Raw genomic sequence first — 17,325 nt, forward strand, 5'->3', positions numbered from 1 at the left:
GGCGCCGCCAGCGCGAGCAGGCCGCCGGCGGCCGCGCAGGCCAGCCCGGCGCCCGCCCGGCGGGTCGTCGATCGGGTCATCCTCTGTCTCCAATCCAGATGGTGATCCTGGTTGAGGCGCGAACCGGAGAGCCGCACGGCGGACGGTCTCCTGGCCGCCCCGGCTTGCTCCTGTCGCGTCGGTCGAACGCCGTACGCCGCCACAGCCGGTGGGACGGGTCGGTCATCGAGGCTGTGGTTGGAGGCGATCATGGTGACAGCGTGGCCTGAGGCGCGTGCGCGAGGCGATGGGCTGGATCGCCATGTACGGGGGTGATCTCGCCAGAGGGCACGGGGGTGTGGGCGGCTTGCCTCTCGGCCGCGCCTGGACCGGTAGCGCATGCCGTCACCCCGGCGCTGGCTGAGCGGCCATGGGCTGCGGCGGCAGTGCCGGAACGCCGCGCCCATGTGCTGTACCGGCCGATGGCCTTGGACGGATCCACGGCTCGGCCGTCGAGGACAGATTCCGGTGCGCGATCCGCCGCAGCCTGCCCTCCGGACACATCATGCCCGGCATGCCGCCTGTCGCCTCGGACGCTTCGGTCCCCGGCAGGAACTCGGGGAATCAGCTGACACGGCGATGCGTCGCCTCGTTCGGTCAGCGTTTCGGCGCGTCGACTTAGGTTAGGTAGGCCTTACCTCGGCGGTGTAGGGTGAGGCGACTTCAACCAGGAGGGTCGGTTTGACCGGGAAGGTCGTCCGTTGAGCGGGGGAGAGGCGCGGCTCGTCGCGCGTGGTCTCGACGTCGGTCACGCGGGAAGGCGCGTGCTCGGTTCCGTGGACCTGACGCTGCGCGCGGGTGAGGTGACCGTGCTCGCCGGGCCCAACGGCTGCGGCAAGTCCACGCTGCTGCGCACCGTGGCCGGACTGCAGCCGGCGCTCGCGGGCGAGGTCCACGTCGACGGCGAACCGCTGCGTTCCCTGTCCCGCCGGACCCTCTCGCGCCGCCTGGCGTTCCTGCCGCAGACCCCGCTCGTCCCCGCCGGGGTGACGGTCCGCGAACTGGTCCGGCACGGCCGGTACGCCCACCGCGGCGCGTTCGCCCGGCACACCCGGGAGGACGCCGAGGCCATCGACTGGGCTCTCGCCGTCACCGACGCGGCCCCGCTGGAGGGCAAGCGGCTGGACGAGCTGTCGGGCGGTGAACGCCAGCGGGCGTGGCTGGCGACCGTGCTGGCGCAGCGGGCCGACATCCTGCTCCTGGACGAGCCCACGACCTACCTCGACCTGCGCCATCAGTTCGAGGTCCTCGACGTGGTGGCCCGGCTGGCGGACGAGCACGGCATCGCCTGCGGGGTCGTGCTGCACGACCTCATGCAGGCCGCCGCGTACGGCGACCAGATCCTGGTCATCGCCGACGGCGCGGTCACCGCGACGGGCCCGCCCGACGAGGTGCTCACCCCGGAGACCATCGGCCGTGCCTTCGGGCTCGACGTCAGCGTCGTCCGCGACGCCGAGACCGGGCATCTGGCGTGTTTCCCGCGGCGGCCGGCGGCCGCCGCGCGATGAGCCCCGCAGCACCACCTCCCGCATAACGCAGTACACGCATCACTAGGAGTTCCCCCATGCAGAGCTTGTTCCGCGCGCTCGCGATCGGCTGCGCCGCCGTCGTCACGCTGAGCACCGCCGCCTGCGGCGGCAGCGTCGGCGACCAGAACAAGGGCGGCCAGGGCGGCGGCGACAAGGGCGGCAACGGGGGGATCACCATCGCCACCGCCCGCGGTCCGGTCACGCTCGGCAAGCCCGCCACCAAGGTGGTGTCGCTCGAGTGGGTGCACACCGAGGAGCTCCTCGCCCTCGGCGTCACCCCCGTCGGCAACGCCGACAGCAAGACCTACGGCGAGTGGGTCACCGCGCCCGGCGCCAAGCTTCCGGCGGGCGTCACCGACGTCGGGACCCGGTCGGAGCCCAGCCTGGAGAAGATCCGCGCGCTGTCGCCCGACCTGATCGTCGTGGACGAGGCCCGTTCCAAGGCCAGCTACGACCAGCTCAAGGCCATCGCGCCGGTGGTGTCCTTCACCTACACCGACAAGCCGCAGCTCCAGCACCTCAAGGCCACCTTCACCGAGCTGGCCAAGGCCGTCGGCAGGCAGGACCGGGCCGCCGAGGTGTTCTCCAGGATCGACACGACGGCGGCCGCCGTGAAGACGCGCCTGGAGAAGGCCGGCAAGGCGGGCTCCGAGTACGCCCTGGCCATGGGATTCAGCGTCAACGGCACGCCGACCGTCCGCCTCCTCGGCGACGACGCGCTGGCCGCCCAGGTCCTCAACCTGGCCGGGCTGAAGAACGGCTGGAAGGGCAAGCCCGACGCCTGGGGCATGACCACCGTCGGCGTGGAGGGCCTCACCCAGGTCCCCGCGTCCGCCACGTTCCTCTACACCGCCCACCCCAAGGACGACCCGTTCACCGGTGAGCTGAAGGACAACGCCGTCTGGAAGGACCTCGGCTTCGTCAAGGGCGGCAAGGTCGTGCCGATCAACCCGGGCACCTGGTACTTCGGCGGCCCCCTGTCGGCAGCGCAGCTGCTGGAAGAGGCGGCCAGGGCCTTCAAGGCCTGACGCCTCCAGGTATTTCGTCTTCCATGGCAACGGAGGCCGCGGCCGTTCCCGCCCGCGCCCGCCGCTCACCGGCACTGCTGGTGAGCGGCGCGGCGGCGCTCGCCCTGTTCGGGGTGGCCGTCGTCCACCTCGGCCTGGGCGCCGCCGGAGTGGGAGTGGGCGACGTACTGAACGCCCTCACGGGTGACGCCGACGAGCACACCAGAGCGGTGCTCGTCGGGAGCCGCATCCCGCGAACGCTCGCCGGGCTCGTCGCGGGCGTCGCCCTCGGCGTCTCGGGGGCGTTGATCCAGGGCGCCACGCGTAACCCCCTCGCCGCGCCCGAGACCCTGGGCGCCAACGCGGGCGCGTACCTCGCGGTGACCGCGCTGCTGTTCACGGGGGCGAGCGCCGGGCTGGTGGGCACCGGCGCCGCCGCGTTCGCCGGGGCGCTGCTCGCCGTGGGGATCGTGTACCTGCTCATCGCGGGAAGCGTGGCCACGCCCGGCAAGGTCCTGCTCGCGGGCGCGACCGTCCAGCTGGCCGCGACCTCCGTCGCCGAGTTCCTGCAGATGCTCGACGAGAGGCGGACGCAGGGGGTCTTCTTCTGGGGGAACGGCACGCTGCTCCAGGCGGGCCTGGACCGGCCGCTTGTGGTCGGCGCCGTGGTCGCCGCCGCCGTGCTGGCGGCGCCGCTGCTGGCCAGGCCGCTCGACCTGATGGCGCTGGGCGACCAGACCGCCGAGGCGCTGGGCGTGCGCGTGGCGCGGGTCCGCCCGGCCGCGCTGACGCTGGCGGTGCTGCTCGCCGCGGCGGCGGTGACGGTCGCGGGCCCGATCGGCTTCGTCGGCCTGGTCGCCCCGGTGACGGTCCGGCTGCTCGGCGTCCGGACGCACGCGGTGCTGCTGCCGCTGGCCGGGCTGCTGGGCGCCGCGCTGCTGCTGGCCGCCGACGCCGCCGCGCAGATCGTCCGGCCGCCGTCGGCGGGGTACGGCGAGCTGCCGGTCGGCGTGATCACGGCGCTGGTGGGCGGACCGGTGTTCATCCTGCTGGCCCGTCGCGTGGCCACCGGCGACGCCGACACCGGAGCCGCCGTCGCCGCCGCCTCACCGGGACGCCTGCGCTTCCCGGCGGTCCTCGGCCTCGGCCTGGCGGCCCTGGCCGCCGCGATCCTCGTCGGACTGCGGGTGGGCGACGTCGGCATCGGCTGGAACCAGCTGGCCGCCGTCCTGACCGGGTCCGGCGACACGATGGCGGAGTCCGTGGTGTCCTACCGGTTCCCCCGCATCGTGGTGGCCGCCGTCGTCGGCGCCTGCCTGGCCGTCGCCGGGGTGGCCGTCCAGTCCGTCGTGCGCAACCCCCTGGCCGAACCGTCCCTGGTCGGGGTGACCGGCGGGGCCTCGGCCGGCGCGGTGCTGGTCATCCTGGCGATCCCGGCGGCTCCCGCGGTCATGCTGCCGGTCGCCGCCGCGGCCGGCGGCGCGCTGGCCCTCGCCCTGGTGGTCCTCGTCGCGCGCGGCGGCGGAGGCCTGGACCCCACCCGCGTGGTGCTCGTCGGCATCGGCATGGCGGCCACCACGATGGCCCTCACCTACGTCATGGTCAGCAGCGCGCAGATGAACGTCGCCTCGGCGCTGACCTGGCTCGCCGGGAGCACCTACGCGCGCGGCTTCGACTCGCTCGCCTGGCTCGTCCTGCCCGTGCTCGCGGCGATCGCCGTCACGGCGTCCGCCCGCTCGGTCGACCTGCTCGAACTCGGCGACGACCTGCCGCGTTCACTCGGCCTGTCGGTGGGCCGCGCCCGGCTCCTGCTGCTGGCGGCCGGCGCGGCGCTCGCCGCCGGAACGGCCGCGGCCGTGGGCGCCATCGGGTTCGTGGGACTGGTCGCCCCGCACCTCGCGCGCCGGATCGCGGGCAACGGGACGGCCCGGGTCGCCCCGATGGCGGCGGTCCTGGGCGCCGTGCTCGTGGTGGTCGCCGACACGATCGGCCGGTCGCTGCTCGCGCCGTCCGAGATCCCCGTGGGCGTGGTGACCGCGCTGATCGGCGCGCCGTACCTGGTGTGGCTGCTCCGCCGGACCCCGCACGCCTGACCCCGGCGCGCCGACAGGCGGGGCCACCGGCGACCGGCCCCGCCTGCCGGCGCCGACCCGCCGTCCTCCGGGGCCCGTCCGCCCTCAACGCCTGGCCGCTCAGGCCACCGCGTTCGTGCCGCACCCGGCTCCCGGCCCGAAGCCGACCGTCCCGGCCGGGAAGCGTGGTCAGACGCCCAGGGCGGACGAGGCCAGCCCGGTGCCCCGGACGCGGGCGGCGATCTTGGCGAACGCGATGTCGCGGGAGGTGGAGGTGTCGTCGGCGAACGGGGAGAAGCCGCAGTCGTCGCAGGTACCGAGACGCTCGACGGGCAGGTGGCGGGCCGCGGCCAGCACCCGGTCGCGCACCTGCTCGGGGGTCTCCACCACCGGGTCGATCGGGTCGGTCACCCCGACGAAGATCCGCGCCTGGGCGGGCAGGTGCTCGGCGACGATGGCCAGTGCCTTGTCCGGGTCGGGCTCGCTGGCCATCTGGACGTAGAACGCCCCCGCCTTGAGCTGGAACAGCCGGGGCAGCAGCCCGGCGTAGTCGATGTCCAGGCTGTGGGTGGAGTCGAGGTCGCCGCCCGGGCAGGTGTGCACCCCGATGCGGGCGCGTTCGTCGGCCGAGAAGCGTTCCAGCACCCGGTTGTTGAGGGCGATGAAATCGTCCAGCACACCCCCGCCGGGATCGAGCTTGAGGGACAGCCGCGCCTCGGTGAAGTCGAGCTGGACCAGGTGGGCCCCGGCCTCCAGGCAGGTGCGGATGTCGGCTTCGGCCGCGTCGACCAGGTCGTTCAGGAACGCCTGGCGCGGGTAACCGTCGATGCCCTCGGCGGGGTACAGCAGGCTGAGCGCCGATGGTGCGATCACCGCCTGCTTGACCGGCACGCTGGCATGACGCTGGGCGGCGCGCAGGTAGTCCACGGCGTGGTGGGTGTAGCGGAACGGCCCGGCCGTCAGCCGGGGAAGGCGCCGCTGGTGCCCGTCGGCGAACGGGATCACGACGCCTTCGGGCGCCAGGCCCGGCAGACCCGCGATCGGGTAGGTGGCGAAACTCGGTTTGGACTGCTCGCCGTCGGTCACCACCGGTGACCCGAGCTCCTCCATGCGGCGGATCGTGTCCCGGACCGCCCAGTCCTGGGCGGCGGGAAGCTCGGACGGGGTGGCCTCAAGCAGGTCGGAGGGGCGAGGAACGCTTCCGATGGGTTCAGTGGGGAGTGGCATGCCACGAACGGTACGGAATCGTCTGTACCCGCTCAATCACCCTTCGTGACCACAGTCGGCCCATCGCCTGTGGCCCTGGCCCATGGCAACTCCGGCCTGGTTGTGCAACGCCCGGACGCGGCCCCGGCCGCAGCACCGCGTGCACTGCCGGGAAGCTGCCCCCAACCCGCTGAACGGGGACCGAAGACGGCCCCGCGTGCTGATAAGGATGGCGAAGTCGGCGAACGGCCAGGCCGTGCTGAACACCTTGTGGCCGGTGAGGCGGTGGCCGTCGCCCGCGCGCAGCGGGCCGCCCATCTCGCCGGGCACGCTGTGGCCGAGAACGCGGCCGCTCGCGCCGCGCTCGTGCTCCCCGCCGCCCTGCTGGTACCGCCCCTGGCCGCCGGAATGTGAACCGGGCCCGGCGGTGACCCGGTCCGGCCCCGTGGGACCTCTACAATTCCGTGGGTGACCACCTACGATGATCATGACGCGTTCGAGGGCCTGGACGTCTCGATCCTGTCCCCACGCCAGCAGCAGATCCTGGTCACGATCCGGGACTGGGTGGTCAGGTACGGATATCCCCCGAGCACCCGCCAGATCGGCGATGCCGTCGGCCTGCGGTCCACCTCGTCGGTGTCGCGGCATCTGGCCGTCCTGGAGGAGCGGGGCTTCCTGACCCGGGGGGCCTCGGTGACCCGGCCGATCGACGTGCGGATGTTCCTGCGCGAGCACCGGGGCCAGGAGCCCGCCGAGACCCTGGTGCCCGTGCCCGTCGTCGGACGCATCGCCGCCGGCACGCCCATCGCCGCCGAAGAGCACGTCGACGACACGCTGTCGCTGCCCCGCGAGTTCACCGGACGCGGCACCGTCTTCGGCCTGCGGGTCCGTGGTGACTCGATGGTCGACGCCGCGATCCGCGACGGCGACATCGTCGTGGTCCGGCAGCAGCCCGAGGCTCACTCCGGGCAGATCGTCGCCGCGATGATCGACGATGAGGCCACCGTCAAGGTGTACCGGCGCCGCAACGGCCACGTTCACCTCGAACCGCGCAACCCGGCCTACGACGTCATCGACGGCGACAACGCGGTCATCCTGGGCGTCGTCGTCTCCGTGCTCCGCAGCGTCTGACACCCCGCCACCCGCACCTGAATAACGCTCGGTGTCAGACCCTTCCGGCACTCTGGCCCTATGAGCGAGGACATGTCGGCGAAATCGGTGCCGTTCGGTCGACCCGCTGTCGTGGTCAGAGGCGTATGCCCTCAGGACGGTCATCTGCTGGTCGAGGTGGACGGCCAGGTCATGCATCTCATTCCGGGCAATCAGGCCTCTGATCGGCAACGGGCTCAGCGGTACATCGCCGAAGGGCACTCCCACGAGGTGGTCGTGGAGGCCGAACGGCTGCTGCGCGCGATGCCCGGGGACTGAGAGGGCGCGGTCCGGCGCCTTTCGGGCTCGGTGAAACGGCTGAAAAGCCGTTGGCGGCATCTGGCGGCGGGAGGTCGTATGCCGCCGCCATGATCTTCATTCGGCGTGCCCGCCGAGGCGACGGCGGAGCCCGATCCCGTCATCCGTGAAACGGAAGAGGAGTCCTCGCCATGACCGATCTGTTCGAGGTCACGATCGACGGTCACGAGGACCGGAGCCTGTCCGGCTCACTGGAGTGCCTGCACGACCCCGCTTTCGTGCCCCAGAACGTCGAGTTCCCGCTACAACTGATCATGGACGCGTGGCGGATGATGCGCGAGGGCTTCAGCTTCGCCTGGGCTCCCTTCTCCGCCCGGGAAGGAACGGCGATCGCCCACGACTCCCCGGTCCGGGCCGGGCTCCAGGAGCTCCACGATCTCTGTCACGGCAGGGGAGTGCGCGCGCCGGCGACCGGCCGAAAGCCGTCACCCGGTCGTGCGGCGCCGGTCAGGGATGGCGGAAGATCGTGAACAGCACGCGCAGGATCAGCACCGAGCCGATGCCGAACAGGGCGTAGCCCATCAGCTGGAACAGGCTCACCGACGGTGTCACCTGGGGACCTCCGGCCGTGCCCAGCAGGAGCGCGGCGACCACGGCGGCGGTCGCGCCGAGCACCGTCAGCAGGGTCTGGTGCAGCAGGGTCGTCACCAGGTGACGGTCGCGGTCGTCGGCGAACAGGCGCACGTTCACGCTGAGCCGGCCGCGTTCCAGCGAGTGGGTGATCCGGTCGAGGCGGCGGGGCAGGCGGCGCAGGACCGGCAGCAGGTTCAGGGTCTCGTCGGCCAGGGCCTCCCGGAGGGAGGAGGGGTGGAGGCGCTCGGTGAACTGGCCGGAGGCATGCTCCTGGGCCTCGGCGAACAGGTCGAACGACGGGTCCAGCCGCGTCAGCGTCCCCTCCAGGGTGGCCAGCGCCCGGAACACCGCCGCGATCTCCGGGTGGACGGCCAGGTCGTAGGCCGCTACCAGCCGGAACAGGTCGGTGAACATGTCCATGGCGGGGGCGGGGCCGGCGTTCAGGTGGCGGGCGGTGAACTGGCCGAGCGCCCGTTCCAGGCTCGGCCGGTCGAGCTGCTCGGGGTGGGTGACGATCTCCAGCAGGGCGTCGGACATGGCGGCCGGGTCGTTGCGGCCGACGGCGACCAGCAGGTGTTCCAGCGAGGCGCGCAGCTGGCCGTCCAGGCGGCCGACCGAGCCGAAGTCCAGCAGGGCCAGGGTGCCGTCGCGCAGCAGCAGGATGTTGCCGGGGTGCGGGTCGGCGTGGAAGGTGCCGTCCCGCATGATCTGGGTCAGCAGGCCCGCCAGCAGGTCGCGGGCCAGCTTGGCGCGGTCGAGGCCGTGCTCGGCGATGATGGGTTCGGCCTTGCTCAGCGGCACGCCGTCCAGCCACTCCTGGACGAGGACGCGTTCGGTGGTGAGTTCCTCGTGCAGGCCCGGGACGCGCAGCGCGGGCTGCGCGGCGGCGACCGTGGTCATGTTGCGCGCCTCGACCCGGAAGTCGAGCTCCTCCAGCAGCGCGGCGGCGAAGCCGCGGGCCAGTTCGACGGCGCCGAAGGCGCGGCCCCAGCGGGTGCGCTGCTGGAGGGTGGCGGCGAGCCGCTCGACGATGTCCAGGTCGCGTTCGACCAGCGGCCGGATGCCGGGCCGCTGCACCTTCACCACGACCTCGGCGCCCGAGTGCAGCCGGGCCCGGTGCACCTGGCCGATGGACGCCGCCGCCAGCGGCGTCCGGTCGAACTCGGCGAACACGGCATGGGGGGAGCCGCCCAGTTCCTCGGTCAGCACCTGCTCGATCTCGGCGGAGGAGGCGGGCTCCACCTTGTCCTGGAGGTGGGAGAGCTCGTCCAGGAACGCCGGGGACAGCAGGTCCCGGCGCGTCGACAGCACCTGACCGAACTTCACGAACGTGACCCCGGCTTCCTGGAGGGCCAGGCGCAGCGACCGGGCGTGCGGGGTGCGGCCCCGGCGCCCGCGCAGCGCCGGGCCGAGGCCGTGCCGGACCGCGATCCGGGTGATCTGGTAGTAGCGGCGGCTGCGCGACACGCGGCGGATCGCCGACCGCACGATCTCACTCGGATGCGGCAGCGAGCCGGTCGGCACCAGCGCCTCGGCGATCACGATGAACGTCATCGTGATCAGCACGGCGCAGGCCACGGTCAGCGCCAGGTACAGGCCGGGACTCTCCCGCCGCATCTGTTCGGCGAGGACGCTGCTGAGCGAGAAGGCGAGCAGGGCCCCGACGCCGGTCCGCACCGTTCCCACCGGCCGCCCGAGCAGCCGCCGGCTCGCCCAGACCAGCCCGCCCACCAGCAGGACGCCCGTCAGCAGGGCAAGGGACAGCAGCGGCAGGCCGGACGACATGGGGGGCTCCTCGAAGACACGCGGACGCGGTGAAGATCACCGGGGTGGGCCCAGTATGGCGGTTCGGCGGGGGGCCAGATTCCCCCGCGTGGGGGAGCCGGTTCCCCCACGCGGCGGGGCGGGCCGGGAGCGCGAGGCCGACGACCGCCCGGGCCGCGCGTCAGGGTGCGGTGGCGGCGGCCCGGCGGGACCGGCGCGCGTCGAGCAGGAAGAGCGCCACGGGAACGAAGACCAGGAAGAAGCCGAACGTCGGGAAGCACACGTAGGCGCCGAAGACCGCCCAGGCCAGCAGGGCCAGCCCGACATGGCGGGGGAGCGTTCGGCCTTCGCGGGCATGGGCGACGGCCATCAGCCCGAGGAGGACCAGCGGGAGCGCGAAGCTGCCGGGCACGGCCCAGAAGGCGAGCTTGGACTCCGGCATCTCCGGCGACCCCAGACCCCAGTGGAGGTCCCCGGCCATCCAGCCCGCCCAGTGCCGCCAGGTCATGCTCGCGCCGAGGGCGCTGTGGCCGAGGCCGATCGCCACGCAGCTCCAGCCGCCCCATCTCGTCAGGGTCGCGGGTTCGGCGTCGTTCCGAGCCGTCGTCGTGGTCACGTTCATGTCCTTCGCTCGGGCGGAGACGGGCGCGCGGTCCGGTCGGAGCGTCACGGGGATCCGGGTCATGAGAGCGCCCTTTCGGCCATCATCGTCATCAGCGTCATCTGGTCCAGCTCGGGTGCGGTGGCGGGGTCGAGCTCGCGGTAGCGGCGGTGGAGGTTGACCACGATCCGCTCCGCGTCCAGCCAGGTGGCGTACTCGCCCAGGTCCACCGCCTTGACCGCCTCGCCGAAGGACAGCCCGCGGGCGTGCGCGGCGTCCGCCTGCTCGACCACGTGGGTGAGGTAGCCGCGCACCGCGCGGATCCCGTCGGGGTCGGTGACCGGGCCGTGACCGGGGACGATCGTGTCGGCGCCGGTGGCGATCATCCGGTCGCAGGCGGCGATCCAGTGGGAGACCGGGCCGCTCCACACGATCGGGGTGCAGCCCACGAACAGCAGGTCGCCGGCGAAGAGCACGCCCGCGTCCGGCACGTGCACGACCGAGTCGGCGGCGGTGTGGGCGGGGCCGAGGTCCATCACCCGCACCTCGCGGCCGCCGACGTCCAGCGTCAGCTCCCCGTCGAAGGTCAGGTCGGGCAGCCGCAGGCGGATGCCGCCGAAGTCGAAGGCGCCGAAGCGTTCGCGGAAGTAGGGGGTCGCCGGTCCGATGTCCACCACCTGGGTGGCGGTCAGCATCTCCGGCGGCATCTCGTGCCGCATCTCCGCGCAGGTGGCCTCGGCGGCGATGATCTGGACCCGTTCGTCCAGCAGCTGGTTGCCGTGGGTGTGGTCGCCGTTGGCGTGGGTGATGACGGCGCGGGTGATCGGCCGGCGTCCGGTGACCGGGCGCATGGCGTCGAGCATCTCGGCGGTCAGCCGCAGGTCGAACAGGGTGTCCACCAGGAGGGAGGCGTCCTCGCCCGCGACCAGTCCGGCGTTGCTCCAGCCGTAGCCGCCGTCGGGCAGCAGCCAGGCCCACACGTCCGGGCCCACCTCGTGCAGTCCGCGCGTGTAGGGCAGCTTCGAAGGGGCGCGGTTGACGCGCGGGCGCGGCGGCCGCCGGTCGGGGTCGTGCCGGGGCGCCAGCGGGTGCGGCGCGGCGGACGCGCGGACGGCCTGGCGGGTGTGCCCCAGCCCCTCGACGGTCAGCTCGACGACGTCGCCGTCCCGCAGCCAGCCGGGGAACGCGGCCGGGTCGGAGAGCGACAGGTGCTCGACGAGGCAGCAGCCGGGCACCGTGCCCGACCCGAACACGTCGCCGGGCACCAGGTCCACACCGCGCGAGGCGTAGGAGATCACCTCGCCGAAGCTCCAGTCCATGGCGCCGGTGTCGCCCGAGCCGATGGTCGTGCCGTTGACCTTCGCCTCGACCCGCAGGGCGAGCCGGCCGTCGCGGCGGTGGGGGGCGAGCTCGTCCGGGGTGACCAGGAACGGGCCGAGCGTGGTCGCGCCGTCCTTGCCCTTGGCCTGGCCGATCGCCATCGGCGCCTCGCGCATCTGCAGGTCGCGCGCCGACCAGTCGTTGTAGATGGTGTAACCGATGATGTGTTCCTCGGCCTGCTCCGGCGTGAGGTCGCGGCCGCCGGGGCCGATGACCGCGGCGATCTCCAGTTCGAAGTCGAACCAGGCGCTGCCGGGCGAGACCGTCACCTCGTCGTACGGGCCGACGACCGTCGAGGGGCAGGCGAAGTAGAAGGCCGGGACCCGGTACCAGGCGTCGTTGAGCGTGCGTGGCGATCCGGTCGCCTGCTGGCAGTTGCGCATGTGGTCCAGGAAGCACAGGCAGTCGCGGATCGAGGGCGGACGGGGAACCGGCGCGCGCAGCCTGGCCCCGGCCAGCGGAACGGTCGGCTCCGCCGAAGCCAGAGCTGCCTCTCCGGCCGCCCGCAGCTCCTCGGCGCCCCGGCCGATGAGGTCGACCAGGCGGACGTCCGGCGCGAGCGGATGGATCCGGTCCCCGCCGATCACTCCGACGCGGTCCCCGGTGTCGGTCGCGTAGGTCACCCAGCGCATGGGAGAACCTCCTCACTTCTATGTTGGTCAACACAGGTTATATCAGCTAACACAGAATCTGTCGTTTGACATACCTGCTTAGATGGCCTTCATGGCCACGCGACGTACCGAGAGGACCCAGGAGAGCCGCCGACTGCTGGTGACGGCCGCCGCGGAGCTCTTCGCCGAGAAGGGGTACCGGCAGACGAGCTTCCTCGACATCGCCGAGAAGGCCGGGATCAGCCGCGGCTCCATCCCCTGGCACTTCGGTAACAAGCTGGGCCTGCTGGAGGCGGTGATCGACGACCAGATCCAGGCCGTGCTGACCAGGTTCGCGCCGACCCCGGGGGAGCGGCCTTCCGGTGACCCGCTGGACCAGGTCATGGGCTTCATCCGCATGCCGGTCACACGCCTGTTCATCACCCTGCTCGCCGAGGCCGTGGAGGTCGACTCGCCGATCCGCGAGCACTACGCGCAACTGCACGCGGCGCTCCGGCAGGGGGTCCGGTCCCAGATCCCGGCGGAGGCGCTGCCCGCGGGGACCACTCCGGAGGCGTTCACGGTCGTGCTGGTGGGGGCGGTCATCGGCGTTCACGCCCAGTGGCGGGTCGCCCCCGAGGCGGTGGACCTCGACGCCGTCCGCACCACGATCCGCGCCCTCCTGCCGACGAGCCTCGAACGACCCTGACGCCGCCCAGAGGCAACTGCCGACACGGCGAAAGCGACGACGCTGTAGGAGTCGGCCATTTCACCGATGCGTCCAGCGCGGCAGATCACTGAGGGGCCGCCTCAACCTCCCACATGACCACGGGCAGGGCCCCGCCCCGCTTTCGGTCTGGGCCGTGCCTGCCCGGCCGGCGGGCTCGCTCAGACTGTCGGCGCCGGACGCCGTTCCGCGCGCAGGAGCCGGAGGCCGGCGCCCCAGGACTGGACCCGCATGCGGTTCTCCTCGCGTGGCCGGGGGAGCGGCCGACGGTGAAGTGGACCCGGGCCGTGTGGAGGTCGGGGTTGCCCGGGGTGGCGGGGGTCGGCGCGGTTCAGGTCAGGGCCAGGAGGCTGACGGCGACGACGGCGGCGCCCAGCCCGGCCAGCACACCGCGGGCCAGCAGGACGGTACCGGCCGGGTAGAGAGCGGTGATCACCGCGACGACGGTGAGGTCACCGCTGCGGGCAAGCAGGTTCGCCAACGAGTCCAGCACGCCGCCGGCCGCCGACATCGCGTAGGCGGGCCGTTCGGACCCCAGCCTGCGGAACATCACCGCGGCCGCGGTGAGGGTGATGGCCGAGGAGACTGTGCGGCCCGCCAGCAGCGGGGCCACCCCGCTGTCGGCGGGGGCCTGGTGCAGGAAGACCAGTTGCAGGGCGATGGCGGCACCTGCGGCCGCGCCTTCTCCACACCCTGCATCCACGAACACGCCTGCGTCCGCTGCCCGATGCCCTGGCCCGACCCCGCCCAACGCGCCCGGCTCATCGAGGTCCGCGACAACCTCATCGCCCGGATCACTGAAGCCGAACGCGAAGGCTGGCTCGGCGAGGTCGAAGGGCTCAAAGTCAGCCTCGCCGGGGCTGACGACAAGCTCGCCCAGATCGACCGGCGAAGCCCCACGCCCAGCCTCACCGACCTTGGCATCCCCACCTTCCGAGAGATCCCCGTCGGCCAGCCCGGCCCGCTCCGCTGAAGTAGCCTTACGGTCATGACGGTCAGTGATGACGCCTGGTGGGAGCTGCTCCACGAACTAGATGACCCCGACCACATGGAGTTCCCGGCAATCTACGATCACACCGAGGTCAGAGCCCGATTCAACAAGGTCGTCGCGAAGCTGGACACCGCCTTCGGATGCCGGTGCCATGTCGATCGGAATATCCAGGACGCCAGCTTCCACGGCGACATCGGTGTCCCCGCCACCCACACAGCAGGGGGCGAAAGGATCACCATTCGCATCAGCAACTTCGGGAATCTCGCGGTCTACTCGCCGGAGAACATCCGCAGCTACACCGACGCCGAGAAACGACAGCTCCTACCCGCTGAAGACCTCGACCGAATCGAGGACACACTGACCGGCCTCGACTACCGCGTCGTCCCCGAAGATCTCCTCAACACCCGCTACAACGGCCGAAGCGACCTCGCGAACTACTACCCCTCAGACCAGCCACCCACCTGGTTCACCCGGTTCTTCGACTACCTCTGAGCCACGGCAAGCCGTCGACCCGGCAAGATCAATTAAGTTCAGAGAATCCGGGTCCCGGGGCAACGGGTGCTCGCCTGCCCGTGGCTGTTCAGGCTGGGGTTCTGCCGGTTGGTCTGGCCTCCCAACGAGTCATCAGGGGCAACCGGCAGGTCGGCGCGGTTGTTTGGATGATCGCGGGCCGCTCGGTCATGGGCTTGGGGTGTGAGGAACAGCGATGCGAGAGCGTGCGCCAGGCAGGTCGTCGCGGACAATGGGGCCACTGCGCACCCTTTGTCCGGCCATGTCGCAGCTCTGTGTGATCAGTTCGACCATTCAGAAACACCCGTGTTCTTTTGACGGTGTTCCTGGAAGGCTGGCGATCATGGGCTCAAGACAGAACACCCCCGGGCAGGATCTCTTGGCGAGTCTGGTCTTCCTTGCCATCGGCGCGCCGATCGTCTTGGTCGGATTCCAGGTCAGGGCTCATCTGCCGACTGCGGCGGCCAGACGATGGCTGCGGGCGACCCCTGCGTCAGATACTCGGGCGGCGAACCGGCCGAAAGCAAGGACCTGGACGAGCAGAAGTCCAGCAATTCCACCGGCGCAAAGGTGGCGTTGGTCATCGGAGGGCTGGTGATGCTCGGCAGCGCCTGGTCAGGCGTTGGGGCCCTTGGGCGCATGAGTGGTTCGGCTCGCTGACCGGCTGCTTCAGGCGGTCGACGATGGGTGCCGGGCATCTCTGCGAGATCGTGTGCTGAGCCCTGTCGTGCCTGCTCAAGCGGGGGGTGGGGGCGGGGGTGGGGGTGCGGCCCGGAAAGAATCTTGAGGTCTTGGCGTAGATAACGGCCTATTGTCTGCGCCATCGTTGATCGTGGCCTGCGGCCGGGACCGCTGGGCGGTGCGTGAGGCGACGGTGTTGTCTGTGGCAGAGGGGAGCCCGTTCGTGCAGTCTGGTATCGCGGAGTTGGCCGCCGTCAGTCTCGACTGCCCCGACCCGTCGGCGCTTGCTGCGTTCTACGCCGCGCTGACAGGCGGGAAGATCACCCATGACGCTCCGGAGGCGTCCGCGGTCGTGCTGCCGGGCGGCGCACGGATCATTTTCCTGCGTGTCGCTGGTTACCTGCCACCAACCTGGCCAGAGGGCGACCGGCCCCAGCAGTTTCACCTGGATTTCGACGTTGATGACCTTGAGGAGGCCGAGGCCATCGTCTGCGAACTGGGCGGCGCAAAGCCGAGCTTTCAGCCCAACCCGGGACGGTGGCGCGTCATGACCGACCCGGCCGGGCACCCGTTCTGCCTCAGTCCGCGGCGGCGGTAAGCACCCCACAGACACGGCGAACGCCTAGCAAGACGCAACTGCGCCGCCCGCTCGGTGACGATCGCGGCGAATCCCTCGGGGCCGGGCTCGCCTGGTGGCTGGGTGTGCATCGCCTCCATCATGACCGGCCAGACATCGGTCAAGCCCGCCAGGGCCTCCCTGTTGTCGCTGATGTCACCTGTCATGGCATGACACCCGTTTGCCCTGGTCGGCCCCGACGAACATGCCCCTTGTGCCCGTGTCACCTCACACCATCTCCCGCCGTATCCCGCCACGGCGCGCCCGCGCGTTCGTGACGTGCGCCTTGGGGAAGGCACGCCTGCCGGGCCGCCTGCCACCGTGACCGCGCATCCCTCATCGGACACTCCGACGAACAGTGCTTTCGCCGAGACGTTCCTCCCTCCGAAGGCTTCCTCCCACCCGCCGCGCACCTGCGCGCTTGGCTCACACGCCTGATATCCCCACCGACCAGACGCCTTTCAGCCGCATCCACAGCAAGACCGAACTGTCATTGCCCGAGTTCAGGAACAGACTCTCCGGGGAGACGCTGCCCGTGCTGGGCGCCGTTGCGGCGGGGGTCGCTCGCACGCGCTGACCGGCCGCCCCCGGCGCCGTGGTGACGGCGCCGGGGGCGGCGGGGTGTGGCGCGGGGCCGGCCGCCGGGATCTCGTGAACGGCTGGCCGCCGCCGTCAGAAGGAGGGGTGAACGTCCTGGGTCCAGGTCCCGGCGCCGGTGTAGTTGGCCCCGGCCGACCAGGTCTTGTCGTTGATGAGGACCTTGAACTCAAACGGCTGCCCGGCGGGGATGCCCACGACGGCGCACTCCCACAACCCGGCGGAGCGGTTGGCGCAGTCGTGGCCGGCGCTCCAGGTCAGTGGGGCGGTGTTGCCGCGGATGGTGATCTGGTTGCCCCAGCCTGCGTCGTGGTGGCCCCAGATGGTGGTGGTGCCGGTGCACTGCTCCAGGCGGGCGAGGGAGCCGTGCGGACCGGTGTACCCGGATCCGATGGTGCGGGTCTGGCCCGGCGCGAGGTACTGGCAGCTCTCCTGATGGCCGTCCTGGTAGACGGTCTTGAAGGTGACGCCGTGGGAGCAGGTGTTGGTGGCGGTGGCGTAACGCCAGCTCTGGCTGTAGTTCACGCAGGTCGGGACGCTTTCAGCGTGCGCGCTGGTAGCGGGTGCGAGCAGGGCCAGGATCGCGGCGGCCAGGGCGACGGCCGACGCGAAGGGGCGAAGGAATCGGGACATGGTCTCTCCCAGCAGTCGGTTTCTTGCAGAAGCAGATCCTTCTTTCTGAAAATTACAGAAAGAGGTTTTGGTGTCCATGTGCCGCAGGGCACGCGAGAGGCGTCAGAACGTGTTCTACTTCGGCTGGAGCCGGTGGTGCGCGGGAGGTTCAGAGTGCTGCTCAAGAGGCATGGGCGACAGGGGCGGCATGGGTGGGACCGGTGACAGTGAAGGGGCGGCGGTCTGGCCGGGTGCGGTCAGGCGGGCCGCAGCACTGCGGTGACCGGGGCGGCCGACGCTGCTCGGGATCGCGGACACGACCGACGCCCACCAAACCCCATGAACCCATCACGACCCGGCCGA

19 protein-coding genes are annotated in these 17,325 nt (G+C 71.7%); 11 read left to right on the top strand and 8 right to left on the bottom strand.

The annotated features are described in order from the left end of the window. The coding region (locus tag AKI01S_RS52725) for a hypothetical protein (RefSeq protein WP_218009576.1) at positions 1-251 on the bottom strand (251 nt) is incomplete at its 3' end. Positions 252-803: 552 nt separating this feature from the next. Here AKI01S_RS52725 and AKI01S_RS06590 point away from each other — a divergent pair. Genes AKI01S_RS06590 through AKI01S_RS06600 form a run of 3 tightly spaced genes read left to right on the top strand, consistent with a single transcriptional unit; the run spans position 804 to position 4,668 of the window. Continuing rightward, complete coding sequence (locus tag AKI01S_RS06590) at positions 804-1,547, top strand: ABC transporter ATP-binding protein (protein ID WP_218009577.1); 744 nt, start codon at positions 804-806, stop codon at positions 1,545-1,547. A gap of 56 nt (positions 1,548-1,603) precedes the next feature. Beyond that, positions 1,604-2,596: an ABC transporter substrate-binding protein gene (locus AKI01S_RS06595; protein WP_067812887.1), complete on the top strand. Its 993-nt coding sequence runs from the start codon at positions 1,604-1,606 to the stop codon at positions 2,594-2,596. Between the two features lie 23 nt (positions 2,597-2,619). After that, positions 2,620-4,668 carry an iron ABC transporter permease gene (locus tag AKI01S_RS06600; RefSeq protein WP_067812892.1) on the top strand — a complete coding sequence of 683 codons (2,049 nt, stop codon included), beginning with the start codon at positions 2,620-2,622 and terminating at the stop codon, positions 4,666-4,668. A gap of 168 nt (positions 4,669-4,836) precedes the next feature. Here AKI01S_RS06600 and AKI01S_RS06605 read toward each other — a convergent pair whose 3' ends face one another. Beyond that, entirely contained in the window at positions 4,837-5,874 is a 1,038-nt protein-coding gene (locus tag AKI01S_RS06605) for a cobalamin-independent methionine synthase II family protein (protein WP_067812894.1), read from the bottom strand. Between the two features lie 249 nt (positions 5,875-6,123). On the opposite strand from AKI01S_RS06605, the gene AKI01S_RS50235 reads away from it, so the two are divergent. The 4 genes from AKI01S_RS50235 to AKI01S_RS06620 all read left to right on the top strand — a co-directional run bounded on the left by AKI01S_RS50235 (position 6,124) and on the right by AKI01S_RS06620 (position 7,790). Further along, positions 6,124-6,267, top strand: coding sequence for a hypothetical protein (locus AKI01S_RS50235; RefSeq protein ID WP_157419696.1), 144 nt, complete (start codon positions 6,124-6,126; stop codon positions 6,265-6,267). Positions 6,268-6,312: 45 nt separating this feature from the next. Beyond that, the gene (gene lexA / locus AKI01S_RS06610) at positions 6,313-6,984 is read left to right on the top strand and encodes a transcriptional repressor LexA (protein WP_218009583.1); all 672 of its coding nucleotides are present in this window, start codon (positions 6,313-6,315) and stop codon (positions 6,982-6,984) included. A 60-nt stretch (positions 6,985-7,044) separates the two neighbouring features. Then, a complete protein-coding gene (locus tag AKI01S_RS06615; RefSeq protein WP_157419697.1) occupies positions 7,045-7,281 on the top strand; it encodes a hypothetical protein in 237 nt (78 codons plus the stop codon). Between the two features lie 170 nt (positions 7,282-7,451). Next, complete coding sequence (locus AKI01S_RS06620; RefSeq protein WP_067812899.1) at positions 7,452-7,790, top strand: hypothetical protein; 339 nt, start codon at positions 7,452-7,454, stop codon at positions 7,788-7,790. Here AKI01S_RS06620 and AKI01S_RS06625 read toward each other — a convergent pair. The 3 genes from AKI01S_RS06625 to AKI01S_RS06635 form a co-directional block, all read right to left on the bottom strand. Beyond that, positions 7,768-9,678, bottom strand: a complete 1,911-nt coding sequence (locus AKI01S_RS06625; RefSeq protein WP_067812901.1) for an ABC1 kinase family protein — start codon at positions 9,676-9,678, stop codon at positions 7,768-7,770. The genes AKI01S_RS06620 and AKI01S_RS06625 overlap by 23 nt on opposite strands. Positions 9,679-9,838: 160 nt before the next feature. Continuing rightward, positions 9,839-10,273: a DUF6463 family protein gene (locus tag AKI01S_RS48890; protein WP_157419698.1), complete on the bottom strand. Its 435-nt coding sequence runs from the start codon at positions 10,271-10,273 to the stop codon at positions 9,839-9,841. 65 nt (positions 10,274-10,338) lie between these two features. Further along, on the bottom strand, positions 10,339-12,270 hold the full coding sequence (locus tag AKI01S_RS06635) for a fumarylacetoacetate hydrolase family protein (protein WP_067812903.1): 1,932 nt from the start codon (positions 12,268-12,270) through the stop codon (positions 10,339-10,341). A gap of 91 nt (positions 12,271-12,361) precedes the next feature. Here AKI01S_RS06635 and AKI01S_RS06640 point away from each other — a divergent pair, with 91 nt between their 5' ends. Continuing rightward, positions 12,362-12,937, top strand: a complete 576-nt coding sequence (locus tag AKI01S_RS06640) for a TetR/AcrR family transcriptional regulator (protein WP_067813061.1) — start codon at positions 12,362-12,364, stop codon at positions 12,935-12,937. Between the two features lie 349 nt (positions 12,938-13,286). Here AKI01S_RS06640 and AKI01S_RS52495 read toward each other — a convergent pair whose 3' ends face one another. Beyond that, positions 13,287-13,664: a hypothetical protein gene (locus tag AKI01S_RS52495; protein ID WP_218009578.1), complete on the bottom strand. Its 378-nt coding sequence runs from the start codon at positions 13,662-13,664 to the stop codon at positions 13,287-13,289. Between the two features lie 18 nt (positions 13,665-13,682). On the opposite strand from AKI01S_RS52495, the gene AKI01S_RS52730 reads away from it, so the two are divergent. Together AKI01S_RS52730 and AKI01S_RS06655 are read left to right on the top strand one after the other, a co-directional pair. Further along, positions 13,683-13,928 carry a hypothetical protein gene (locus AKI01S_RS52730; RefSeq protein ID WP_067812905.1) on the top strand — a complete coding sequence of 82 codons (246 nt, stop codon included), beginning with the start codon at positions 13,683-13,685 and terminating at the stop codon, positions 13,926-13,928. Between the two features lie 15 nt (positions 13,929-13,943). Next, the gene (locus AKI01S_RS06655) at positions 13,944-14,438 is read left to right on the top strand and encodes a hypothetical protein (RefSeq protein WP_067812907.1); all 495 of its coding nucleotides are present in this window, start codon (positions 13,944-13,946) and stop codon (positions 14,436-14,438) included. Between the two features lie 455 nt (positions 14,439-14,893). Here AKI01S_RS06655 and AKI01S_RS50245 read toward each other — a convergent pair whose 3' ends face one another. Next, positions 14,894-15,040 carry a hypothetical protein gene (locus AKI01S_RS50245; protein ID WP_157419699.1) on the bottom strand — a complete coding sequence of 49 codons (147 nt, stop codon included), beginning with the start codon at positions 15,038-15,040 and terminating at the stop codon, positions 14,894-14,896. Between the two features lie 320 nt (positions 15,041-15,360). On the opposite strand from AKI01S_RS50245, the gene AKI01S_RS06660 reads away from it, so the two are divergent. After that, positions 15,361-15,735, top strand: coding sequence for a VOC family protein (locus tag AKI01S_RS06660; RefSeq protein WP_245681505.1), 375 nt, complete (start codon positions 15,361-15,363; stop codon positions 15,733-15,735). A 690-nt stretch (positions 15,736-16,425) separates the two neighbouring features. Here AKI01S_RS06660 and AKI01S_RS06665 read toward each other — a convergent pair. Then, entirely contained in the window at positions 16,426-16,983 is a 558-nt protein-coding gene (locus AKI01S_RS06665) for an alpha-amylase inhibitor (RefSeq protein ID WP_067812911.1), read from the bottom strand. Between the last annotated feature and the right edge of the window lie 342 nt (positions 16,984-17,325).

Origin of the sequence: Actinomadura kijaniata NBRC 14229 (assembly GCF_001552175.1) — a bacterium.
GTDB lineage: Bacteria > Actinomycetota > Actinomycetes > Streptosporangiales > Streptosporangiaceae > Spirillospora > Spirillospora kijaniata.